This is a genomic window from Taibaiella helva, assembly GCF_003545695.1.
Lineage (GTDB): Bacteria > Bacteroidota > Bacteroidia > Chitinophagales > Chitinophagaceae > Taibaiella > Taibaiella helva.
The window spans coordinates 260,189-284,313 of the sequence record NZ_QUZZ01000003.1 but is presented as its reverse complement, the minus strand read 5'-3'; the positions used below and the strand labels follow the sequence as shown (position 1 = coordinate 284,313).

The following is a 24,125-nucleotide window of genomic DNA, read 5'->3' as shown; positions in this document are numbered from 1 at the left end:
CTTTATTTGAAGTTGTGGGTACGCCCTTATTATATATTATATACGTTTAAAGGCAGCCGATTGTTTTCCCTTGATACCGGCGCGCAGCAAAAAGATAAAGCCCAGCAGGAAGAATATGGTCAGTGCGAAGATAGAATTGCGCATATTTCCCGTCATATGCTCGATGAAGCCGAAGGAGAACATACCAATGACAATGGCGATCTTTTCAGTTACATCATAAAAGCTGAAAAAGGAAGCAGTATCTTTTGTTTCCGGCATCAGCTTGGAATAGGTGGAACGGCTGATCGATTGTATACCGCCCATCACCAATCCCACCAACACAGCCAGCAGGTAGAACTGCATCGCCGTGCGGGTATAGTAGGCAATGACGCAGATCGCGATCCACAGGAGTACCGTAAGCATCAGCACTTTTATATTACCAATGGCCTTGCTCAGACGGGCCATCAGCATAGCGCCGCCAATCGCCACCAGCTGTATCAGCAGGATGGTCACGATCAGGTCGCTCGTAGCCATGGGCACCTTTACCCCGTTTTCTATCTTATAGATCTCCTTCTTTCCAAACTCTGCTGCAGCCAGCATTACAGTCTGCACGCCCATACTGTAAAAGAAAAAGGCTGCCAGGAAGGTTTTCAGCAAAGGCATGGTTTTGATCTGTTCCCATACCTTGCGCAGCTCGTGAAACCCGTTGGACAGCAAACTATGATCAGGCCGTTTTTCTACACCGCCCTGGCGTACCGGTAAGGTGCGGAAAGTGATCTGTGAAAAGCCGATCCACCATAGTCCCACCAGTAAGAAAGAAATACGCGCCGACAAGCCGCCATCGGATAGTGTAAAGACGAAGGCCAGGCAGATGATCTGCAGCAGCACGCTGCCGATGTACCCGTAGGAGAATCCCTGGGCGCTCACACGGTCCTGGTCTTCAGGCGCCGCGATCTCGGGCAGGTAGGCATTGTAAAAGACAAGGCTGCCGCAATAACCTACGGCTGCCAGTATTGACAGGATAATACCCAGCTCTATATTTCCCTTCTCAAAGAAGAAGAGACCACAGCAGGCCGCTGCGCCCAGGTAGCAAAACAGCTGCATGAATTTCTTCTTATTGCCTTTATAGTCGGCGATGGAAGACAGCACCGGCGACAGGAAAGCAATAATCAGGTAAGCGAGGGCCAGGGCGTAGTTCAGCAGGGAGCTGTTAATAACCCGCCAGCCGAAAAAGGAAACATAATCCTGCTCTTTGCCGCCCGAAGTGGTGATGGCAATATAATAGGCCGGGAATATCGTAGAGGTAATGACGAGGTTATAGGCCGAGTTGGCCCAGTCGTACATGCTCCAGGCGCGGTGCAGCTTCTTTGCAGAAGGCTGCTGCTCGGTAGAAAGGTTGGTCATGGCGGTTATGGGAGATGGTTGGATCAGTTATTCGGGAAGATATACATATCCACTTCCTTTTCTGTAATGGCTTTGTCTGAAAGTATGATCAGCCTTTCGATCACATTGCGCAGCTCGCGTATGTTGCCTGTCCAGTGATGCGCCTGCAGCTTTTTGATCGCCGAGGTGTCGATCGTTTTATCGATCATACCATACTCGCTGCAGATCTGTTTCAGGAAGTGCTCCGACAGTGTCTGTATATCTTCAATGCGATCATTCAGGGAAGGCACATGGATCAGGATCACACTAAGCCTGTGGTAGAGATCTTCGCGGAAACGCCCGGCTTCAATCTCCTTTTTCAGGTCTTTATTGGTAGCGGCCAGCACCCTTACATTCACGCTGATCTCCTTGTCGCCGCCTACCCTGGTGATCTTTCCTTCCTGGAGGGCGCGCAATACTTTTGCCTGCGCCGAAAGGCTCATATCACCGATCTCGTCGAGGAAAAGCGTACCGCCGTCGGCCTGCTCAAACTTACCGATGCGTTGCTTGATGGCGGAAGTAAAGGATCCTTTCTCATGTCCGAACAGTTCGCTTTCGATCAGCTCGGAGGGGATGGCTGCGCAATTGAGCTCTACCAGCGGCGACCGGTTGCGGTGGCTGAGATCATGGATGCGCCGGGCTACCAGCTCCTTCCCGGAACCGTTGCCACCGGTAATGAGCACGCGGGCATCGGTAGGCGCTACTTTATCGATCATGTCCAGTATTCCTTTCAGCGCCGGCGCTTCGCCGATGATCTCGTATCCTTTGGATATTTTTTTCTTCAGGGTGCGGGTTTCCGTTACCAGAGTCTTTTTCTCCATGGCATTGCGGATGGTGATCAGCAGCCGGTTCAGATCGGGTGGCTTGGAAATATAGTCAAAGGCTCCTTTTTTAACCGCCTCCACCGCTGTATCGATATTGCCGTGTCCCGAGATCACGATGAAGGGTGTATCGGGCGCCATGATCTTCGCCTTTTCCAGCACCTCTATACCATCGGCCTTAGGCATTTTGATATCGCAAAGGATACAATCGTAAGTCCCGTCACCGATCTTCTTGATCGCATCCTGTCCGTCTACCGCTTCAGAGACGGTATATCCTTCGAATCCCAGTATTTCTGAAAGTGTGCTGCGGATGCTGCGTTCATCATCTATAATAAGGATATGTCCTGCCATTGTAATTACTGATAACTTTAGCCGCAAAGATAATAGTATGAAAATTATTTATGGTATTCTGTTCGTTAACGTTGCTGTGGTCCTGACATTAATTCGCTACAGGTTCGTATATTATCCTTACCTTAAGGGTACAAAAGCTAATGGCCGGCTATGAGGGCGCGTCTGCAACCGTTTTTCCGTTTTCTTCCCGTGCAGCTGTTCCTGCTGCATTTCCGCAAGTACCAGATGATCCTTATCTTCTGGTTCCTGCTGTTTGCTGTAGTCGGGGCGAAAGCGGCCACGCATTTCGGGGCGGTATCGTTGTTCCTCTCGCCCGAGTACCTGGGCAAGATCAGCGTGCTCAGCTTTTCTTTGCTCGGCGGTGCCACCGCTATCTTTGCCATGAGCTGGCATATCACCACGTTTATCATCCACAGCAAAAGGGTTCCTTTTCTCGGCGCCACCCGACACTCTTTCCTGAAGTACTGCATCAACAACTCGGTCATCCCGCTGTCGTACCTCATTACCTACGGTATACTGGCTGCCCGTTACCTGATGATCGATGAAGGCGCACATACCTGGACGATCATTTTCCTGCTTAGCGGATTTTACCTGGGCTATATTTTTGTACTGCTGCTGTCTTTTCTTTACTTCTTCCGGGCCGACCGTAATATCCTCAAGGTGGTGCTGGGCACGATCGCCAACCCTTCTGTCATCCGGGAGCTGATCCCTTACGACACCCTTGATACCGAATTCGAGCTGGTCAAGGCAGATAGCTACCTCACCCATATTTTTAAGGTGGAAAAGATCAAAACACCTTATGAGTACAATACCCGCTTCCTGAATACGGTATTGCGGCGGCACCATCGCAATGCGATCTTTGCCATCTTCTTTGCTGCGGCCATGCTGCTGATCCTCGGCATTTTCATGGATGAGCCTGTGCTCAGGATTCCCGCTGCAGCCGGCTTCCTCATCCTGTTCAGCATTCTATTGGCAGCTGTAGGCGCCTTCAAGTATTTTCTACGCAGCTGGGAGATCATTGGCTGGCTGTTCATTTTTACGCTGGCCGGCTTTATGGCCAAGCACAGGGTATTTGACCTTCGCAGCATCGCCTATGGTATGAAGTATGATCGCGCAACGGCGCCAGTGTATGATTATGTCAATCTGAAAAATACATTCAATGACTCGGCATACCAGCAGGACAAAAGAATGGAAGAAGCCCGGCTGAACCGCTGGAAGCAGCGCCTCAACACAGACACGGAAGAGAAGCCGAAGATGGTTCTTATTACCACCAGCGGCGGCGGCTCGCGGGCAAGCTACTGGACCTTTCGCTGCCTTCAGTATGCCGACAGTCTTACCGGTGGCAAGCTGTTCCGGCAGAACGTGATGATCAGCGGCGCCTCCGGCGGTATGATCGGCGCCGCCTACTGGCGCTCCGTTCACACACAGTATTTATTGGGCAAGATCCGTACGCCTTACAACCCTTACTACCAGGACCTCGTGGGTAAAGACCTGCTCAATGCCGTGATCTTCTCACTTGCCTGTGTCGACCTGGTTTCGCCATTCAATAAGATCACCGTGGCCGGCCGCCGCTACAGCAAAGACCGCGGCTATGCCTTCGACAAGGAGCTGGCGTCTAATTCGGAAGGCCTCCTTCATTACCGGCTGAAGGATTACCAGTCCTACGAAGCGCAAGCCCTTGCGCCCTTGCTGCTCATCAACGGAACCATCATTAACGATGGTCGCCGGCTGCTGATCTCCCCGCAGCCGATCAGCTACCTTACCCGGTCGGAAAGCAGCCTGGGCAAGCCCAACCCGATTATCGACGCCGTCGACTATACCCGTTTCTTTTCCCGGCAGGATCCGCTGAACCTGCAGATCATGTCGGCGTTGCGGATGAGCGCTACCTTTCCGATCGTACTACCGGTAGTCAAAATGCCATCGGCACCGGAAATGGATATTATGGACGCCGGTCTCAGGGACAACTTCGGCATGGAAAGCGCTGTACGTTACCTCAGCACCTTCCGTGACTGGATCAATGAAAACACCAGCGAAGTAATCCTGCTACAGATAAGGGATACCCGTGAGTATGAACCTTCGGAGGGTGAGACAGAAAACTCAATGTCCGGCATGCTGTTTGATCCCATGTTTGCGATCCAGAAACGCTGGGGCGCCTTTCAAACCTATCACCAGTCCTACGTCGAAGATTTCATGAACGAGGATTTTCCGCCGGGAAAATTCAGGAAGATCACCCTGCAATATATTCCGGCCAATAAGGATAAAACAGCGGCGCTCAATTTCCACCTTACCAGCCGCGAGAAAAACGACCTTATCCTGTCAGTCTTCAATGCCGACAATCAGCAAGGTTTTATGGAGCTGGTGAAAATATTGAAATAAGCGGCGGTGCATACCCGCGGTATGTTTGTAGCTACGTAACACTGCTACGTATCTACAAACACCAGCCTTTCGGCAAAGGGCATAAAAAATCCCGGCTCTTTACGAACCGGGAGCTCAACAAATTTCTATGCTTATTTTAGTAAAGCTTTCACCTGCGCGATCGCTTCTTTCAGCTGGCCGGCATCCTGTCCGCCGGCAGTTGCCAGCGTCTTCTGTCCGCCACCACCGCCTTTGATCAGCGGGGCAATGGTATTCTTAATGATCTTACCAGCATCCAGTGTGGTAGCATTGGTTACTGTTTCGCTAATGCCGACCGCTACCTGGGGCTTGCCGCCGATGTTGGCACAAAGCACGACCACATGATCACGAAGGTGATTCTTAAAATCAAAGCAAAGCTTCTTCAAGGCATCAGGGCTGCTCACTTCCACAATATCACCGATGAAGTTGATGGCAAATTCCTGGCCGGCCTCCGTACGGATGGTGATCAGCTCGTCTTTCTGCATCAGCTCGTTGCGGATACCCACCAGCTGACGTGCTTCCAGGCTTTCGATACGCTTTTCCAGGGCAGCTTTATCTTCGATCAGCTTCTCTATCGCCTTCAGCGGATCTTTCGCTTTCAGCAATTCGGTGATCTGTTTGCTCTGTGCTACCTTATCGGCAAAATACTGTATCGCTGCAGGGCCGGTCAGCGCTTCGATACGGCGAACGCCCGCTGCTACGGCGCTTTCAGCTGTAATGGTAAACACACCGATCATGCCGGTATGCCCCACGTGGGTGCCGCCGCACAGCTCGATGCTGTATTCCGGATCGATGATCACTGCGCGGACCACATCGCCATATTTCTCGCCGAACAAGGCCATAGCGCCCATAGCAATAGCCTCTTCTTTCGGCATTTCCTTAATAATCACCGGTATATTGGCCCTGATCTTCGCATTGACGATCTCCTCTACCCTGCGGATCTCCTCATCGGTCATTTTTGCAAAATGCGAGAAGTCAAAACGCAGCACCTGGCTCGACACCAGCGATCCTTTCTGTGCCACATGTGTGCCCAGCACTTCACGCAGAGCAGCATGCATCAGGTGCGTCGCAGTATGGTTATAGCTGGTCAGGATACGGTTTTCCCAATTCACCTTGGCCCATACGGCTTGTTCCGGCTGCGTAGGAAGTCCCTCCGTAAAATGAATGATCAGGTTGTTTTCTTTCTTGGTGTCCGTAACGGCTATCTCTTCTTCTCCAAACAGCAGCACACCGGTATCCCCTACTTGGCCACCGCTTTCGGCATAGAAGGGCGTAGTTTCCAGCACCAGCTGGTATTGCTCTCTACCTTTTGCCTTTACCTTACGGTAACGGGCCAGGCGGGTTTCAACGACCAGGTCATCGTAGCCGACAAATACCGATTTGGGTGTATCGTGTACAACCACCCAATCGCCGGCATCGATAGCCGTTGCTGCTCGGCTCCTTTCCTTCTGTTGCTTCATCTCAGCTTCAAAGCCTTTCATATCTACCGACCAGCCAAGCTCCTGAGCAATTAAACTAGTGAGGTCTATAGGAAACCCAAATGTATCATTTAATTCAAAAGCAAATTTTCCGTCAAAAACGGCTACCTTATTGATCGCTTCTTCAAAATTTTGCACAAAGTCGTCAGAAGACATTCTTTGGCTGGCAACTTGACGGTTGAAGGCATCTACATTACCTTTGATCGCATTTTCATAATATTCACCAATACGCTCCAGCCCTTCTATCTTAAATGTAGGATGTTCATTAATAAAATCCCTGAGCCTAACAAAGTCTTCAAACTCCTCATTTGTCAAATTGCCTTTCAAAGATTTTTCGAAATACTTTCTGAATTTTGTCCAGCTCTCATGATATTCCTTCACCTTATCAAGCCCTTTTTGAAGCGTTTTTAGAAACGACTCCTCCTCTTCCCTGATCACTCGGGTTACAAAGTCTCTCTGCATATGCAGCTCGGGGAAGACTTGTTCGAATTGTTCCGCGATCAGCGGCAGCAATTGATGCAGCAGTGGCGATTTATAATCCAGGTAAGAATAATAATACCGTACCGCACGACGCAGGATACGGCGGATCACATAACCGGCGCCGGTATTGGAAGGCAGCTGGCCATCGGCGATCGTGAAGGCAATCGCCCTGATATGATCGGCCAGCACGCGGAAAGCCACATCTTCGCGGCTGTCGTTGTAGCCATACTGCCTGCCGGTGATCTGCTCGGTAAGCCTGATGGTACCGGCAAAAACATCGGTGTCGTAGTTTGAAGTCTTGCCTTGCAGTACCCTTACGAGGCGCTCGAAGCCCATACCGGTGTCCACATGCGTAGCCGGTAAAGGCTGCAGGCTGCCGTCCTTCAGGCGGTTAAACTGCATGAATACATTGTTCCATATCTCGATCACCTGCGGATGGTCGGCATTTACCAGGCTGGCGCCGTTCACCGCTGCTCTTTCCTCCTCGCTGCGGCAATCCACGTGGATCTCGCTGCAGGGACCACAGGGGCCGGTATCGCCCATTTCCCAGAAATTATCTTTCTTATTGCCTTTCAGGATGCGTTCTTCGGGTATCCATTTTTTCCATTCGTCGTAGGCTTCCTGGTCGAAGGGAAGGTTTTCTTTCGCATCGCCTTCGAATACGGTCACATAGAGACGGCTCTTATCCATACCATACACTTCGGTAAGCAGCTCCCAGCTCCAGGCGATGGCTTCTTTTTTGAAATAATCGCCGAAGCTCCAGTTGCCCAGCATTTCAAACATGGTATGGTGATAAGTATCCACGCCTACCTCTTCCAGGTCATTGTGCTTACCGCTGACCCGGAGACATTTTTGCGTATCCGCGACCCTTGTAGCTTCCGGTGTTTTATTGCCCAGGAAATAATCCTTGAACTGGTTCATCCCTGCGTTGGTAAACAGGAGGGTAGGATCGTTCTTGACCACTATAGGAGCTGAAGCTACTATAGTATGTCCCTTGGAACGGAAGAAATTCAAAAATTGCTGACGGATCTCAGAAGCAGTCATTGTGATGCGTATTGTTGCGGGTGTCTTTACCCCTTTAAATATAAAAGAGTGCAAATATCCATATTCCTTGCCAATATTCACAAAGCGGGAAAACAAGGACGGATTTTTTTTGCGGATTTAGCCCTTACATTTGCAGCGTCATCACAACGGGGTACATGCGGTATTTCTATTGCTTCTTATTGTTGCTCATGTTCAGCCTGCCGGCGCCGCAGGCCAATGCCCGTATGCTGTATGGCTTCAATATCCCGGAAAATGTGCTGGCTGCACGCACGCAGGAAAGAGTAAAGCAGGAAATGGCCCAACATCCGATGCTCCGGCCCAAAGAGCGGATCGATGCACGCATTAAGCTGCATCCCTTCAGGGACCGCTCCTCCGATTTCCTGATGATCCTGGTCCTTATTGCTTTTATCGGCATCTTCCGGCTGGCCAACCCGTCTTACATGCGCAACCTGTTCCGGGCCTTTCGCAACCCGACGCTCAGCACGCGGCAGCTCAAAGAGCAGCTGCGGCAGGACAGTGCCGCCAGCCTTACCATGGATCTTATTTTCTGCATTTCCATGGGGCTGTACCTTTATTTTACGCTCAACCATATTCATAACAAAAACATCATCCTGGAATACCCTACGATCATTATCCTGCTGGGTTTCATGCTGTTATTTGTCGTTATCTATGTAGTGCGGTTCCTGTTCCTCAAGTTTACCGGCTGGGTGTTCAATATTTCCGAGATCACGGACAATTACACGTTCAATGTTTTTTTGATCAATAAGATACTAGGCCTTTCCCTGATCCCGTTTACCATTATATTGGCTTTCGGGCAGGGACAATGGGTCCAGGCAAGCCTTTTTCTTTCCTTTTTAGTGATCGCAATACTGTTTCTCAACCGCTATTTGCGATCAGGCGTCGTATTCGGATATTTTATTAAGTTTAGCAAATTCCATTTTTTTATGTACCTTTGCGCCTCCGAATTATTGCCTCTTGCTGTACTGATGAAATTGGTAAATCAATGGCTGATTTCCTGAGTACGGAGCCGGGCAGATGAGCATGATAATATTTTTTGAATATTTCCTTTGCAAACACAATGGCTAAAGCAGCAAAATCATCGTCGCAGATCGTAGAAAAGAAGAGGATTGAGCACATTCTGATCACCCAGCCCAAACCGGAGAGCGACAAATCCCCCTATTTTGATCTGGCCAGGAAATACAACGTGCAATTGGAATTTTTTCCTTTCATTCGTGTGGAGGGACTGAATGCCAAAGAATTCAGGAAGCAAAAACTGGACCTTGCCGATTTTACCGCTGTGATCCTGGTCAGCAGGAATGCTGTAGATCACTTTTTCCGCATCTGCGAGGAAATGAAATTCAAGGTATCGCAGGACATGAAGTACTTCTGCGTTACCGAAGCCGTAGCGCTTTACCTGCAGAAATTCATCCTGTACCGTAAGCGGAAAGTATTTTTCTCTCCCGACGGCACTTCAGAAGGGCTTATGGATGTGCTGAGCAAATACAAAGACCGCGAACGCTTTATGCTGCCGGTATCGGAAAACACCAAGAACGACCTCTCCCCCCTGCTTATCAATAAAGGATTCAACTTTTCTGAAGCGGTGCTGTACCGTACGGTAAGCAACGAAGTGGATACCATACTTAAAAAAGGCTATGATGTCATCGTCTTCTTCAGCCCCTTCAGCGTGGACACCCTGTTCCAGAGTGACCCCAAATACAAGCAGAACGGCACGCTGATCGGCGCCTTCGGCAACACGACCTCCAAAGCGGTGGAAGATGCCGGCCTGAAGCTCACCATCAAAGCCCCGGCGCCCAATACGCCTTCCATGGTGGCTGCGCTGGAGCAGTTCCTGGGAGAAACCAATAAAGTAAAATAAACCATAGCCTGGAAGCTATGACTGAACATACGGAAGGGCTGTAATGAAATATTACGGCCCTTTATTTTTGTTTTTTTACGTATACCATGCGGCTGAATCGGTATCTTGCAGGCCAAAGCCCGGAAACCGTTCCCCGTTCCTGATTCATGACACTTGCTTATGCTGTTTGCGCCGTATCTGTGATGCCCTTGCGGGCAGAGCCCGCTCATCGGGCCGAACAGGTGTCGCAGCTGCTGTTCGGCGAGCGTATGGAGGTGCTGGCGGAAGAAAAGAATGGCTGGCTGCAGGTACGTTGCGAGTGGGATGACTATGAGGGCTGGGTCAAAAAGGGACAGGTAGCCATCATCACCTACAAGGAGTACCGCAAGCCGCTCCACTACTACAATACGGGCATTAGCGACCTGGTCGGAGTAGAGCAGGGACAATTCCTGCTGAGCCCCGGCAGCAGCCTCTTCCTGATGAAGCGGCGCGATATCCAATGGGGCAGCAAAGCTTTTCAATTTAAGGGAAGGAAGATCGCGCTGAAGCAAATAGAAGCGTCACCCGAGGGCATAAAAGCTTACAGCAAGCTTTTTATGGGCAGCCCTTACCAATGGGGCGGCCGTTCGCTGATGGGGATCGATTGCTCTGGACTCACACAGGTAGTGTACAAGCTGATGAACAGCCGTATTCCCCGCGATGCCTCCCAGCAGGCGCTGATCGGCGAGACGGTCGACTTCCTCCAGGAAGCCCGTTGCGGCGACCTCGCTTTTTTTGATAATGAAGAAGGGCGCATCACTCATGTAGGCATTCTGCTCAATGATCACACTATTATCCATGCCACGGAGACCAGCGGCTGTGTGGTGATCGATCCGATCGACAACGGCGGCATCATCAGCAAGCAGCTGCGGATGCGCACCCATAAGCTACGCCTGATCAAGCGTATTTTTTAAATGGTAAGTACCGGAACAACCGGGAAAAGATTATTTTTAGCATCGTCCTTTTACCGATCGTCTTGCAACCCACTTCAGCTCATAACAACAATTTTGATTTTCTGCGCCTGCTGTTCGCTTCCTTCGTGATCCTGACGCATGCTTACGCTTTGCTGGGGCATATTGAAGGCGATCCTTTGTATGCACATTCGGGCAGGGTGTTTTCAGAGATCGGGGTCTGCGGCTTTTTCGTCATCAGCGGCTACCTGATCCATCAAAGCCTGGGGCGCAGCCGTACGCTATTCTCCTTTGCCCGGAAACGGTTGCGACGCCTCTTCCCCGGCCTGCTGATTGCCGTGCTGTTCACTACGCTTGTCCTGGGACCTGCTGTGAGCTCACTGCCTCCCATAGCTTATTTCAGTCAAAAGGATACCTGGTTGTATGCACTCGACAACAGCCTGCTCTTACCACGCCACCAGACGCTTCCAGGCGTGTTCAGCAATCATGTGGAAACGGCTGTCAATGGCTCGCTTTGGACATTACGCTACGAGATCCTGTGCTACGGCCTGCTTTCCCTGTTGTTCCGCGCCAGCGTCCCGGCGCAAAAACGTATCCTTCCTGTCGTATTCCTGCTGCTGCTGTGCAGCTATTATGTATTACATCATGGCCTGCTCCCGCTTTCCGGCGGCTGGTCCAAGTTTCTCTTATATGTCGCCAGCCTGGGCAGCTATTTTACTGCCGGCGCGCTGCTGTCCCTGTTCCCCGCTTTTCTGCAGCGGTACAAGAGCCGGCTGCTCCTGTTCAGCGGCCTGCTGTTCCTGCTCACCTTATTTGTACGGCAGCCGGGAATGGAGATCGTAACGATACCTGCCTTTGCCGTCGCTGTGATCGCCTTCGGGCTGCATTATATGCCGGCGCTGCAGTTCAGCCGTTTTACCGGCGACATTTCCTACGGCACCTATATTTATGCTTACCCGCTGCAACAGGCCCTGATCGTGTGGCTGCAGCCGCAGCAGCCGCTCATGCTGCTGCTGGCCTCCCTGCCCTTGTGTTGGCTGGCCGGGCTGTTGTCCTGGCACCTGGTCGAAAAGCGCTTTCTCCGGAGTCCGTCAGCCCCTACCCGCGAAGGCATTGGGCTTAGCCGGTAATTGTTCTACCTTTGCCACAATAAAACAAGCATCTATCCGATAAAGAAACAGGGCCGCCCTAAAAGAGCAGCTTTTGTTATCGGAACAGCACACAATGAAAAACATTCCCAAACTGCTCAGGTATCTCAGCCCTTATAAGAGCAAGATCTTCCTATATTTTTTTACCAGCCTTTTATCCGTTGTCTTTGCATTGTTCTCTTTCACGATGCTGGTACCAGTGTTGCAGGTCCTCTTCAACGGCGAGCAGCAAAGCGGGATGACCGGCACAAACCTGGTCGCCACCATAACGCACTACATTAACGGTATCGCACAGGAGCACAATAAGCTCACGGCCCTCACCTATGCCGTGTTGCTGCTCATTCTCGCAACGATCCTGAAAAACTTTTTCATCTATTGCTCCCAGCTGATCCTGAATCCCCTGCGGCACACTGTAATGCGGCAGCTGCGTGATGATCTCTTTGCCAAAACGCTGGCGCTGCCCATCGGCTTCTTTACCGAGGAACGCAAAGGCGACCTGATCTCCCGCATGACCAATGACGTGAATGAAGTAGAAGTATCGGTCATGAGCGTAATCGAGACAATCATCCGTGAACCGCTGACCATACTGATCACCCTGGCAACAATGGTGGTCATCAGTCCGGTGCTGACACTGTCCTTGCTGCTTTTTCTACCTCTCGCCGGTTTCGTGATCGGCAAGGTGGGTAAATCGCTGAAACGGCCATCCAACGAGGCCCAGGAGCAATTAGGCGAAATGCTGTCTAATGTCGACGAAACCCTTTCGGGTATGCGTGTGATCAAGGCCTTCAATGCCGAAAGACAGCAGCAGCTGCGGTTCCGGCATATCAACAACACCCTGCTGCGTATCCGTAACAAGATATCCGCGCGCCGGGACGCCGGGTCGCCAATGTCCGAAACCCTGGGCATTATGGTGGTTTCGGCGATCCTATGGTATGGCGGCTATCTTATCTTTTCCGGCAAAACCACGCTTACCGGTCCCTTCTTCATTCTTTTCCTGACCTTATTTTACCAAATCATCAATCCGTTGAAAGCCTTATCCTCGGCCTTTTACAACATGCAGAAAGGTGCTGCGGCCCTCGATCGCATCCAGGAATTGATGAGCGTGGAAAACACCATTACCGAGCGCCCCGATGCCAAACCGGTCAAAACCTTCAGCAGCAGCATCGAATTCAGGAATGTAGGCTTTTCTTATGGCGCCAAAGAGATCCTGCGCAACATCAACCTCACCATAGAGAAAGGGAAAACGGTAGCTCTTGTAGGCGCTTCCGGTGCGGGAAAGAGCACGATGGCCGATCTGATACCGCGCTTTCATGATGTGAGCTCTGGCTCGATATTACTTGACGGCGTCGATCTGAGGGAGTATAAAATATATGATCTGCGCAAGCTTATCGGCATGGTATCCCAGGAACCGATCCTGTTCAACGACACCATCGCCAATAACATTACCCTGGGTACAGGCGGCGCAACGCAGGAGCAGATCGAGGAGGCAGCCAGAGTAGCCAATGCCCACAGCTTTATCCAGAAAAAGAAAGAAGGCTATGAAACCATAGCAGGCGACCGCGGCTCAAGGCTCAGCGGCGGCGAGCGCCAGCGCATTACCATTGCCCGGGCCGTATTGAAAAATCCGCCGGTGCTGATCCTGGACGAAGCTACCTCTTCGCTCGATACCGAATCGGAACGGATCGTGCAGGACGCAATCAACCAGCTGATGCAAAACCGTACCTGTATCGTGATCGCGCACAGGCTGTCTACAGTGCAGCATGCCGACGAGATCATCGTGCTCAACCAGGGCGAGATCGTAGAACGCGGCACGCATCAGCAATTGATGGCGATCGACGGCACTTATAAAAAGCTGGTCGCGCTGCAACAGCTGAAATAAGCTACCACTTCACGAAGCGCTTATAGGCCATCTCATTCTTTTCATTCCACATCTTCAGGAAATAAACCCCGGGGTATAAGGCGCCCACATGGAGCGTGCTGTATTCCAGCCGGTCTTCCTGGAATACCTGCCCCTGCATGTTGGTTACTACATATTGCCATTGCTGCCCCACACGCTTACCATCGTAGAAAGCAATACTGAGCAGATCGGTAGCCGGGTTGGGATAAACCATCATCATATCGCTTTCCGGATGCGTGCTGAAAATGGCCGTCATTCCCGGATCGGAGAGTTCAATGATCTTATCGGCAGGGGCTCCTGTACCGGAGGCATCGGAATTGCTGGTAGAAAGGAATACCCGGCCATCCGGCGCTACTGCTATTGCCCGTAGCCGGCCGAAGTCGACGGCATCGACCATGCTCACCGAGACGATCGAGTCGCCATCGGGGGTAAGGCTCAGCCGGTATAGCTTGCTGTCCTTCAGTGTCGTCAGCAACAGGGAATTGGCCCAGCCGGGGAACATAGGATGATTGTAATAGGCCATACCGGAAACCGCCAGCGTAGGAGTCCAGGCATACAAAGGCTCCACGATATTCGAATCGGCGCAGTACTGCATTTCACCAGGCTGGTCACAAAATCCCTGCACCTGCGGCCAGCCGTAATTGCGTCCTTTAAGAATGATATTTACTTCATCATCATTGTTAGGTCCGTGCTCCGAGCTATACAGGAGGCCATTGTAGGCCGCCAGGCCCTGTGCATTGCGATGACCCCAGCTCCACACCGGGCTGCCGGGCAATGGGTTGTCGGCAGGAATGCTGCCGTCAAGATTGATGCGCAGTATCTTGCCATTGATCGCTGTGGTATTTTGCGCCAGCGCCGTATTGGCTGCATCGCCGGTAGAGATAAACAACTTATCGCCTACAATGGCGAGGCGGCAACCGTTGTGGATCGAGGCGCCGGTAATATCGTCCAGCAGCACCTGGGGCGACAGCAGCGTGCTGTTGGCATAAGTATACTTTACCACCCTTTCTTTGTAATCGCCGCTTTCTTCATACTCATAAGCAACATAAACGTAGGGATTATCGGCAAAAGCGGGATCCAGGGCCATACCCAACATCCCTCCTTCCCCCCTGATTACCGTCTGCCCTTCGTGGTAGACCGTGTCGGTTTGCCCTGTCGCAGGATCGAGGCGGCAGATATAGCCATTCTTTTGGGTAAACCAGAGGTAATCGTCAGGGCCGTAAACCATTTCCCAGGGGATGAACAGGCTATCCTTAACCACCCTTGACGTAAGCCCGGTCTGTGCCTGCAGGCCGGTAAGCGGTCCCAGCAGGGCAAGCGATATAGCGTAAAGCAAGCGTTTCATGATCTGATCTTTGAAATTTCCGGCGACGATGCCCGAGTTCTCCAGGGCATGTTTATCTTTATATACGATCTTAACAAATAAGGGGAAAGTATTGTTTTGTAAATATGTGGGAACAGATTCTTAAACATTATCCAACGGTGTCCCTGGTGTTCGTAGTGCTGCTCTCTGTATTCACCATCATCCGCATCATTATGGATACCAGCAATTCGGCCAAGACGATGGCCTATATACTGCTGGTCTTCCTGGTCCCGGTAGGAGGCGCAGTGATCTACTTTATCTTCGGCGTCAATTATCGCCGCAGGAAGCTATTCTCCAAAAAGGTCATAGCCGATGAAGCGCTGTTTATCAAAATACAGGACCGCCTGGAAGCGGCTTCGCTGAAGATATTGGAAGAGCGGCCATCCAATATCGCCGGCAATGAGGACCTGATCCGGCTGTTGCTGAAGGATTCCCGGGCGCCGCTCTCCTACAATAAAGTGAAGTTACTGATCAACGGGGAGCAAAAATTTGAGGCAGTGTTCAAGGCTATTGAAAAAGCGACCCGCTTTATCCACCTGGAGTACTATATTTTTGATGATGACGAGATTGGCAAACGGCTGCTGGACCTGCTGGCAAGCAAAGCCAGGGAAGGCGTGACGGTACGCCTGATCTACGATGATTTCGGCAGCCACGGAATGAGTAACGACGCCATCGCTGCGCTGCGGGCAGCGAATGGATTGGCTTTCCCCTTTTACGAGGTTAAATTTTACCTGCTGGCCAACCGCCTTAATTACCGCGACCACCGCAAGATCATTATCGTAGACGGGGAGGTCGCCTTCACCGGCGGCATCAATGTCTCGGACAAATATATCAACGATGGCAACCCTGAAAAGCTTTACTGGCGCGACACCCATGTGATGATAGAAGGACCGGCCGTGAACAACCTGCAATACCATTTCATTGCCAACTGGAATTTCTGCGCAGACGAGCCCCTGGAGGTAGACCGGCAATTTTTCCCCGCGCTGTTTGAACGGCAGGAGGGGTACGATGACCTCATCCAGATCGTCGCCGGCGGCCCCGATTATCCCAGTTCTGCGATCATGCTGAGCTTCTTTACGGCAATCGTCTCGGCCAGGGAACGGGTCTATATTACCTCGCCTTATTTTATCCCCAACGAAAGCATTTATGATGCGCTGAAAAAGGCGGCCCTGAGCGGAAAAGACGTACGGCTGCTGCTGCCGGGCATTTCCGACTCACGAATCGTGAACGCTGCGGCTCGGTCTTATTTTGCCGAACTGATGACCTGCGGTGTACGGATCTTCCTTTACCAGAAGGGATTTGTGCATGCCAAGACCGTTGCTATCGACGACAACCTCTCCATCGTAGGCAGCGCGAATATGGACGGGCGCAGCTTCGAAATGAATTTCGAGATCAATGCTGTTATCTACAGCAAGCGGATCTGCGCCGAGCTGATCAGCAATTTCCATACCGATATTGGCTTCAGCGTGGAGCTGTCGCCGGAACAATGGGCCAAACGCCCCTGGTGGAAGGAACTGATCGACGACGTCGCCCGCTTGCTATCGCCGATCCTGTAAAAGGGATATTTCATTTGCCAGGATGTTTTCTGTAGATATTATATAGTATCGTTACATGAAAACAGGTATCTGCAACGATCACCGGAGACGTTGCATGCAACGTCTATACACAATAAAATCGAATAGGGCCGCAGCGTTGCTACGGCCCTATTCATTACAGACACAAAAAAGTATTCGCCTTATTTTTTGTCCCCGAACATGTCGTTCAGCTTATCGAGCGGGCTATCGCCGGCAGCGCTGCCGCCGCCAAAGCCGCCAAACATTGACCCAAGGTCGAATTTTCCGGCAATCAGGTCTTCTACCTTATCCGACAAAAAGGGAGGTAATTTGGATTTAACGAAATTGATAGTGGTCTCCACGGCTTTGGCCGCAGCTTCCGGGCTCAGGTTGGCTTTTTCAACCAGCTCATTGATCAGTTCCTGCATGTTAACGCGGTATTTTTAGGATAAATGTTTTTGTTTCGGTCAGGCGGCCTTCATGTATTCCAGCTTGGCCCTTTCCAGCTTTTGCATAGCATAGTCGAGGCTGAGGTGGAACACGTCGGAATGCTCTTCGGAGGGCAATTCGAACATGGCATCAGTCAGGATCATCTCGCAGATGGTCCTCAGGCCACGGCCGCCCAACTTATAGGTAAAGGCCTTGTCGACCATATAGTCTAATGCGGCATCGTCTACCTCCAGCCGGATGTTCTCATATTCGAACAGGCGCTTGTACTGGCGGATCAGGGCATTCTTCGGCTCGGTAAGGATGCGTTTCAGCGTTTCCTTGTCCAGCGGGTTCAGATAGGTGACTACCGGCAAACGGCCCAGCAACTCGGGAATAAGGCCGAAGGTGCGCAGGTCCTGGGGATTGACATATTGCAACAGGTTGGTACGGTCCAGCTTATCTTTCTGGTCAACGTTCTTAAAGCCGATAGTCGAAGCTTCCATACGGCGTGCGATCATTTTGTCGATACCTTCAAAGGCGCCGCCGCAGATAAAGAGGATATTCTGTGTATTGACCTTGATCAGCTTTTGTTCCGGGTGCTTGCGGCCGCCTTGCGGAGGCACCAGCACTTCCGAGCCTTCCAGCAGCTTCAGCAGCGCCTGCTGTACGCCTTCGCCGCTCACATCGCGGGTAATAGAAGGGTTATCGCTTTTACGGCCTATTTTATCGATCTCATCGATATAAACGATACCTTTTTCGGCAGCGGCCACATCGTAATCGCAGGCCTGAAGCAGGCGGGACAGGATGCTCTCTACATCTTCGCCTACATAGCCGGCCTGGGTAAACACCGTAGCATCGGCGATAGCGAAAGGCACCTGCAGGATACGGGCCACGGTTTTGGCCAGGAGCGTTTTACCGGTACCAGTCTCTCCTACCATAATGATGTTGGACTTTTCGATCTCGACATCTTCAGTGGCAGGATGCATCAGCCGCTTGTAATGGTTGTACATGGCCACAGCCATAACCTTCTTGGCATCGTCCTGTCCAATGATGTATTGGTCGAGGAACGATTTGATCTCTTTGGGTTTATAAACCTTATGCTTTTTGACGTCGTATTTGGAGGAGCTGCTTTTCTGCTTCACGTTTGCATCTGTAACCATCAGATGCGCCTGCTCCGCACATTCGTCGCAGATGTTCCCTTCTATGCCGGTGATCAGCAGGGCTGCCTGACTTTCCGGTTTACCGCAGAAGGAACACTTCCTCGCATTATTTTGTTTTGCCATGAATCTTGATTCCTGTTTAATTTACAAAGGTACGAATTATACCCCAATAGCCGGGCAGGGCATCTGTCAGACCGTCATAGGGTTTTAGCGCTGTAACCGGTATTTTTGCAGCATGGATTGGAGCTTGATTGCACAATATATCACACAGGAATGGCAGACCATTTCTACCCTGGAGATCGTAGCCGTTATGTTCAGCGTTATGGAAGTGCTCCTGTCCTACAGGAATAACGTTCTGCTTTACCCTTCTGGTATCATAGCCTGCAGTTTATCTATCTGGCTGATGGGCCGGTCGGGGCTATATGCCGAGGCTGTCCTGAGCCTGTATTATCTCGTCATGAGCTTTTACGGCTGGTACAAATGGGTACAGCGGAATAAAAAAGCGGAGCAGCTGGCTATTTCAGCCTGCACGTCTTCCGACTGGCGGATCGTCGCCGGTATCTGCGTGGTGTCTTTCGTGCTGCTCCTGTTTACGCTCAAGACATTTACCGATTCTACCGTCCCGATTATGGATGCCTTCGTGTCAGCCACGGCCTGGGCGGGCATGTGGCTGCTGGCCCGGCGCAAAGTCGAGAACTGGATATTGCTCAATATTTCCAATATCGTCGCTATACCGCTGCTGTTTTACAAGCACCTGCCGCTGATGTCGCTGCTGACCGTCTTCCTTTTCATCGTTGCGGTCCTGGGCTATTTCCGCTGGAAACGGATCATGAAGGAAACGGCGTTGCACCAGGACAGTTCACTGCCGGACCTGGCGCCTTCCGGCCGTTACCCCGATCAGCCTTAGTCCAGGGCGGCAACGAGCTGCTGCTGTACCGCTTTGAACTCTTCCTCGCTTAATTGCAGCTTGGGCCGGGAAAAATTCATATCGCCTACGCCTTTGATCGGGATCAGGTGAATATGAGCATGCGGCACTTCCAGGCCCACAACGCTGATGCCGCAACGGTTGCATTCAAAAGCTTTCTCTATCGCCTTGCCTATTTTTTTGGCAAAAAGAATGCCTTCGGCCAGCAGGTCGTCGTCGAGGTCAAATATTTTATCCACCTCTATCTTGGGCACCACGAGGGTATGCCCCTTGGCTAAGGGGAAAATATCGAGGAAAGCGAAGAAACGATCGTTCTCGGCGATCTTGTAAGAAGGGATTTCCCCGGCTATAATTTTGGAAAAGATGGTCATTGTCCTTTGTTTGTATGAAGCGGCCACAACAGGCCGCCCATGCAATTTAAGGAATTACCCGACCACAGCGCATACAGAGGTAGATTGGGGCATCAACAGCCACAAAAAAAAGAAAGAGACTACATAGCCTCTTTCCTCCTGTTGCTATGTTCCGGTTGATCAGATGCTGATAGCTTCGATCTTGAATTTCATCTTTCCTGATGGTGCATCCACCTCTGCCGTTTCTCCTACCGTCTTGCCCAGCAGACCTTTAGCAATAGGAGATCCTATGGATATCTTACCCGATTTCAGATCGGCTTCCGTTTCGGATACGATCTGGTATTCGAATGTTTTTTTGGTCTTGGTATTGGTGATCTTCACCTTGCTCAGGATCGAGACTTTACTGGTATCAATATCTTTTATGTCAATTACCCTGGAATTGATCACCGCGGCTTCCAGCTGGGCGATTTTTGCCTCGTGGTAGCCCTGGGCCTCTTTGGCAGCATCATACTCTGCATTTTCCTTAAGATCTCCTTTTTCTCTTGCGTCAGCGATAGCCCTGGCAATTTCTGCACGACCTGCGGTTTTCAGTTGGGTCAGCTCATCTTTCATTTGCTCCAGGGTCTCTTTCGTAACATAATTTACTTCTGCCATATCAAACAATAATTTAGTGGATAGTAAAAGAAAACATGCAACGCATCCGGGCAGGATGCGTTGCATGTGCTTTCCAAAGGTAAGCAATTAATTTTAATTTCCAAAAGCCGGATTTCCGGTTGCGACAGCTATTTTCTGCGCCAGGAACCAGCTCATTTTGTACAAGGCCTGTACCGTATAGCCGGCAATATGCGGTGTACCGATAAAATTGGGCATCGCGATCAGCTCGTCGAAAACAGCCCTTTCTGCACCAACCATTTTGGCCACAGGTTCCTGTTCCCACACATCCAGCGCGGCTGCTTTGATTTGCCCGCCCTTCAGCCCGCGATAAAGGCTCTGCTGGGATACGATGCTGCCCCGCGACAGGTTCAACAGCACAAAGGGCCGCTGCATCCGTTCGAGAAAGGTATCGTCGAAATAGTGGCGGGTCTCGTTGTTGAGCGGCAAATGAAAGCTGAGGATATCCGCTTTGGTGGTTATCTGTGTGATGTCCCCGCACTCTTCTATACCCGGTTCGGCAAAACCGGTCTTGTATTTGTCCAGCGCCAGCACGCGCACATCCATAGCACGCAGCTTGCGGGCAAAAGCGCTCCCGTTGTGCCCATAGCCGATAATACCGGCCGTAAGGCCTTCGATCTCCAGCCCCCTGTTCTCTTCACGCAGCCATAGTCCCTGCTGCATCTCCACATGAGCGCTGAAGATCCGGTGCTGCAGGGCCAGCAGCATGCCCAGGGCCTGCTCGGCCACTGCATTGGCATTGCCTTCAGGGCTGCTGAAGCATTGTATACCTTTTTCCAGGGCATAGGGCAGGTCGATCACTTCCATGCCGGAACCCATGCGGCCCACCCATTTCAGCTGCTCAGCCCTGTCTATAAATTCCCGGTCTACTTGCAGGCGCGTCGAGGTGACCAGTCCTTCATAGCTGCCGATAGTACCCAGCGCGACTTCCCGGCTGATATCTTCCTGCAGCACGCAGCTATAACCCAGCCTTTCCAACTCCCGGACCAGGACTTCATGCACGGGCGCCACGATCAATACCTTCCTGTTCATACCTTCAGTTTTATATAGTCACGGTATAAGCCTACGAAGTCGGCTACAGAAAGCTGCTCCGCTCTTTTGGCAAAGAGCTCCTGCTCCAGGTGTTCCGGCGGGAACAAGCCCTTCAAGGCATTGCGCAGCATCTTGCGCCGCTGGTTGAAGGCTGCCTTCACGATCTGCACAAAAGCCTTCTTGTTTTCAATGCCATAGGGATTGTGGCTATTGGTTAATTTCAATATGCCCGACATCACTTTGGGCGGCGGGGTAAAGCAGCCGGGAGGCACATCAAAGAGGTATTCCGTTGTAAAAAAGGCCTGGATCAGCACGCTGAGAATGCCGTACGTTTTGCTGCCTTCACGCGCAGCTACCCTTTGCGCGACTTCCTTCTGGAACATACCGGTCACTTCATCCACCTGGTCTTCCCAATCCAATATACGGAACAGGATCTGTGAGGAAATGTTGTAGGGAAAATTACCGATGATGGAAAAATCGCCTTCAAAAGGTACCGGCGCTTTCAGGAAATCCATATGGATCAGTTTGCCGGCGAAGGCCGGGAAGGCTTTGGGCAGGTATTCCACTTTTTCATCATCGACCTCAATAGCTTTGTAATCGGTATCGTCCCAGGTCAGCAGGTATTTGCTGATCGCGCCGCCACCAGGGCCTATTTCCAGCAGCTTCAGGCCGGGATATCGCGTTACCTGCGCCACGATCCGCCTGCACATATTTTCATCGTGCAAAAAGTGCTGCCCAAGGCTTTTCTTCAAGGTTAGTGCCATATCGGTTCTTTGTCACAGATCAGGCGCCGGCGCCGATCGATCGTTTTATTTTATCTGATGCGCAAGCATCGCTATGCTTCAATGACCGCAATTACAAGGCCGCTTTTACTGCCTGTACCAGCTTTTCCGCCCGCTCTTTCACTTCTTCTTCGCTCCAGGAAAGGTTGATGGGCGTACAGATGCAACGGCTGATCAATGCATCGGAAACCGGGAACTCCCGCGTAGCATATCCTGCCATGGCGGCCTCCAGCTGCGGATGGAAGCGGTTCAGGGTCTTGCCTTCCTTAAAATGGTCCCATTTGCGGATGTAATGCCAGTTATTATCGAAGTAATAAAAGTTTACGATGCCTGCTGCCTTCAGGTTAGCTGACGCCCGCTGCGCCTGCGCAGCTTCGGGCAGGAAGAAGCCCAGGAAAGTGGCGCTGTCGCCTTCCGGATCGGGCAAGCGGCGGAAAGAGACTTCAGGCAAAGTTGCCAGGGCATCTTTCAGTATTTTTTTGGTCTGACGTTGAATAGCCAGGAACTGGTCCAGCTTGCGCAGCTGCGCCAGGCCCACTGCGGCATGCAGCTCGGAGATACGGAAGTTGTACCCGAAGTGCGGATGCAGGTCGGCGCCGCGGTCAACGCCCAGGTGGTCGTGCCCGTGATCGCTGTAGGCATCCGATTTGGTGTACACGTCCCTGCTATGGGTCACAATGCCGCCGCCTTCAGCGCAGGTGATCGTCTTCACGAAATCGAAAGAGAAGGTCCCCGCGTGGCCGATAGTGCCCAGGGCCTTTCCTTTATAGCTGCCGCCGAAAGACTGGCAGGCATCTTCGAGAAGGATAAGGTTATGCTTGTCGCAGATTGCCTTCAGCGCATCCAGGTCGGCCATGGCCCCGCACATATGTACGGGCATTACCGCTTTGGTCCTGGGCGTGATGGCGGCTTCTACTGCGGCCGGGTCGAGGGTCAGCGTATCGTCGATATCGACCAGCACCGGTATGGCGCCTACAGAAAATACGGATTCAAAGCTGGCGACAAAGGTGAAGGTGGGCATGATGACCTCATCGCCCGCACCCAGGCCCAGCGCTGCCATCACGGTGGTCAGCGCCGTGGTACCGGAAGAGGTCAGCTGGGCATAGGGCACCTGCAGCTTGTCGCAGAGCGCCTGTTCCAGCTCCTTCGCTTTCCATTTACCTTTGCGTTGCGCGTCGAAGCCGTAGCGCATCAGGATTCCTGTTTCCAGGACTTCGTTCACCTCTTTCCTTTCCTCCTCGCCGAAAAATTCAAAACCGGGCATACTTGTTTATTGTTTTATTTTTGTGTTCGCAAAAGTACGGCAAATATGATTGCCGCTTGATGATCCCTATTCATTAGACATCCTCTTAACGGCTTATGTCCAGGAAATATTTGCAGGTGCTGGCTTTAATTTTATACCTGGTAGCATGTGGCTTACCTGTGGCCGCACAATACAAACAAGGCCGGACAAAGAGCATCTCCGATCCCCCTATCGTATCTGCCGACTTAAGAGATTACGAATGTGTAAGGCGGCCGGTTTCCCTGCAGGAACAGCGGAAAAAATATCCGTTCAACAGAGCCCGCCGCGTAGTACTGGCTTCCTTCTTTACGCCGGACACACCTTTATTTCCGGTCGATTCCCTGGATATGCGTAACTACGATTATGATTATGTCCATTTGCCTTTTGATAAAGACGAAGGCACGAAAGGCGTTATCGATGAAACGGTGACGCTGGAAAAAGATCAGATCGATAGCCTCACAGCTATTCTTTATGGCTATGGCTACCGGGATTGCAACCTGCACCCGCCCAGGGCGATCAGCGCTTGCTATGCACCGCATAACGCGATTCTGTTTTACAATGAGCGAAATGAATGCTTCGCTTTTATCGAGCTTTGCTTCAGCTGTAAGGGCATGCGGGAAAGCAATTGTAAGATAGACGCCGGTAATTTTTGCATAGAAAAATACGAGATACTCCGTTCATTCTTTCAAAAAAATCAGGTCCGGGTCGGTGTTACACAGGTTCCACTGGTCAAACTTTGCTGCGACGCACTTAAATAA

General features: G+C 51.4%; 20 protein-coding genes. 9 read left to right on the top strand and 11 right to left on the bottom strand.

The features are described from left to right. Nucleotides 1-36: 36 nt before the first annotated feature. The gene (locus tag DZC79_RS06535) at nt 37-1,383 is read right to left on the bottom strand and encodes an MFS transporter (protein WP_118950752.1); all 1,347 of its coding nucleotides are present in this window, start codon (nt 1,381-1,383) and stop codon (nt 37-39) included. A 23-nt stretch (nt 1,384-1,406) separates the two neighbouring features. Further along, a complete protein-coding gene (locus tag DZC79_RS06530; RefSeq protein WP_118950751.1) occupies nt 1,407-2,573 on the bottom strand; it encodes a sigma-54-dependent transcriptional regulator in 1,167 nt (388 codons plus the stop codon). 150 nt (nt 2,574-2,723) lie between these two features. On the opposite strand from DZC79_RS06530, the gene DZC79_RS06525 reads away from it, so the two are divergent. Further along, nucleotides 2,724-4,949: a hypothetical protein gene (locus DZC79_RS06525; protein WP_157976967.1), complete on the top strand. Its 2,226-nt coding sequence runs from the start codon at nt 2,724-2,726 to the stop codon at nt 4,947-4,949. Between the two features lie 131 nt (nt 4,950-5,080). Here DZC79_RS06525 and alaS read toward each other — a convergent pair whose 3' ends face one another. Further along, nucleotides 5,081-7,969 carry an alanine--tRNA ligase gene (gene alaS, locus DZC79_RS21630; protein WP_232831773.1) on the bottom strand — a complete coding sequence of 963 codons (2,889 nt, stop codon included), beginning with the start codon at nt 7,967-7,969 and terminating at the stop codon, nt 5,081-5,083. Nucleotides 7,970-8,157: 188 nt separating this feature from the next. Between alaS and DZC79_RS06510 the strand changes: the two genes are divergently transcribed. The 5 genes from DZC79_RS06510 to DZC79_RS06490 all read left to right on the top strand — a co-directional run bounded on the left by DZC79_RS06510 (nt 8,158) and on the right by DZC79_RS06490 (nt 13,801). Continuing rightward, nucleotides 8,158-8,988: a DUF4271 domain-containing protein gene (locus DZC79_RS06510; RefSeq protein WP_198666806.1), complete on the top strand. Its 831-nt coding sequence runs from the start codon at nt 8,158-8,160 to the stop codon at nt 8,986-8,988. Between the two features lie 59 nt (nt 8,989-9,047). Continuing rightward, the gene (locus tag DZC79_RS06505; RefSeq protein ID WP_118950748.1) at nt 9,048-9,845 is read left to right on the top strand and encodes a uroporphyrinogen-III synthase; all 798 of its coding nucleotides are present in this window, start codon (nt 9,048-9,050) and stop codon (nt 9,843-9,845) included. A 146-nt stretch (nt 9,846-9,991) separates the two neighbouring features. Beyond that, entirely contained in the window at nt 9,992-10,777 is a 786-nt protein-coding gene (locus DZC79_RS06500; RefSeq protein WP_118950747.1) for a C40 family peptidase, read from the top strand. A 62-nt stretch (nt 10,778-10,839) separates the two neighbouring features. Then, nucleotides 10,840-11,904, top strand: a complete 1,065-nt coding sequence (locus DZC79_RS06495) for an acyltransferase family protein (RefSeq protein ID WP_157976966.1) — start codon at nt 10,840-10,842, stop codon at nt 11,902-11,904. Nucleotides 11,905-11,998: 94 nt separating this feature from the next. Beyond that, nucleotides 11,999-13,801, top strand: coding sequence for an ABC transporter ATP-binding protein (locus DZC79_RS06490; RefSeq protein WP_118950745.1), 1,803 nt, complete (start codon nt 11,999-12,001; stop codon nt 13,799-13,801). Between the two features lies 1 nt (nt 13,802). Here DZC79_RS06490 and DZC79_RS06485 read toward each other — a convergent pair whose 3' ends face one another. Beyond that, nucleotides 13,803-15,164 carry a PQQ-dependent sugar dehydrogenase gene (locus DZC79_RS06485; protein ID WP_157976965.1) on the bottom strand — a complete coding sequence of 454 codons (1,362 nt, stop codon included), beginning with the start codon at nt 15,162-15,164 and terminating at the stop codon, nt 13,803-13,805. Nucleotides 15,165-15,301: 137 nt separating this feature from the next. Here DZC79_RS06485 and cls point away from each other — a divergent pair, with 137 nt between their 5' ends. Continuing rightward, the gene (cls, locus tag DZC79_RS06480; RefSeq protein ID WP_198666805.1) at nt 15,302-16,738 is read left to right on the top strand and encodes a cardiolipin synthase; all 1,437 of its coding nucleotides are present in this window, start codon (nt 15,302-15,304) and stop codon (nt 16,736-16,738) included. 179 nt (nt 16,739-16,917) lie between these two features. Here the strand turns inward: cls and DZC79_RS06475 are convergent, their stop codons facing one another. Both DZC79_RS06475 and clpX read right to left on the bottom strand, forming a co-directional pair. After that, on the bottom strand, nt 16,918-17,163 hold the full coding sequence (locus DZC79_RS06475) for a hypothetical protein (RefSeq protein WP_118950743.1): 246 nt from the start codon (nt 17,161-17,163) through the stop codon (nt 16,918-16,920). A 39-nt stretch (nt 17,164-17,202) separates the two neighbouring features. After that, complete coding sequence (gene clpX, locus DZC79_RS06470) at nt 17,203-18,447, bottom strand: ATP-dependent Clp protease ATP-binding subunit ClpX (RefSeq protein ID WP_118950742.1); 1,245 nt, start codon at nt 18,445-18,447, stop codon at nt 17,203-17,205. Nucleotides 18,448-18,559: 112 nt separating this feature from the next. Between clpX and pnuC the strand changes: the two genes are divergently transcribed. Beyond that, nucleotides 18,560-19,231, top strand: a complete 672-nt coding sequence (gene pnuC / locus DZC79_RS06465; RefSeq protein WP_118950741.1) for a nicotinamide riboside transporter PnuC — start codon at nt 18,560-18,562, stop codon at nt 19,229-19,231. Here pnuC and DZC79_RS06460 read toward each other — a convergent pair. The 5 genes from DZC79_RS06460 to DZC79_RS06440 all read right to left on the bottom strand — a co-directional run bounded on the left by DZC79_RS06460 (nt 19,228) and on the right by DZC79_RS06440 (nt 23,349). Next, a complete protein-coding gene (locus DZC79_RS06460) occupies nt 19,228-19,620 on the bottom strand; it encodes an HIT family protein (RefSeq protein ID WP_118950740.1) in 393 nt (130 codons plus the stop codon). The genes pnuC and DZC79_RS06460 overlap by 4 nt on opposite strands. 159 nt (nt 19,621-19,779) lie before the next feature. Continuing rightward, complete coding sequence (greA, locus tag DZC79_RS06455; protein WP_118950739.1) at nt 19,780-20,253, bottom strand: transcription elongation factor GreA; 474 nt, start codon at nt 20,251-20,253, stop codon at nt 19,780-19,782. Nucleotides 20,254-20,346: 93 nt separating this feature from the next. Continuing rightward, on the bottom strand, nt 20,347-21,303 hold the full coding sequence (locus DZC79_RS06450; protein WP_118950738.1) for an NAD(P)-dependent oxidoreductase: 957 nt from the start codon (nt 21,301-21,303) through the stop codon (nt 20,347-20,349). Further along, entirely contained in the window at nt 21,300-22,067 is a 768-nt protein-coding gene (rsmA, locus tag DZC79_RS06445) for a 16S rRNA (adenine(1518)-N(6)/adenine(1519)-N(6))-dimethyltransferase RsmA (RefSeq protein WP_118950737.1), read from the bottom strand. The genes DZC79_RS06450 and rsmA overlap by 4 nt, the downstream gene beginning before the upstream one ends. A gap of 91 nt (nt 22,068-22,158) precedes the next feature. After that, the gene (locus tag DZC79_RS06440; protein ID WP_118950736.1) at nt 22,159-23,349 is read right to left on the bottom strand and encodes a DegT/DnrJ/EryC1/StrS family aminotransferase; all 1,191 of its coding nucleotides are present in this window, start codon (nt 23,347-23,349) and stop codon (nt 22,159-22,161) included. A 95-nt stretch (nt 23,350-23,444) separates the two neighbouring features. Between DZC79_RS06440 and DZC79_RS06435 the strand changes: the two genes are divergently transcribed. Further along, nucleotides 23,445-24,125 carry a hypothetical protein gene (locus tag DZC79_RS06435; protein WP_118950735.1) on the top strand — a complete coding sequence of 227 codons (681 nt, stop codon included), beginning with the start codon at nt 23,445-23,447 and terminating at the stop codon, nt 24,123-24,125.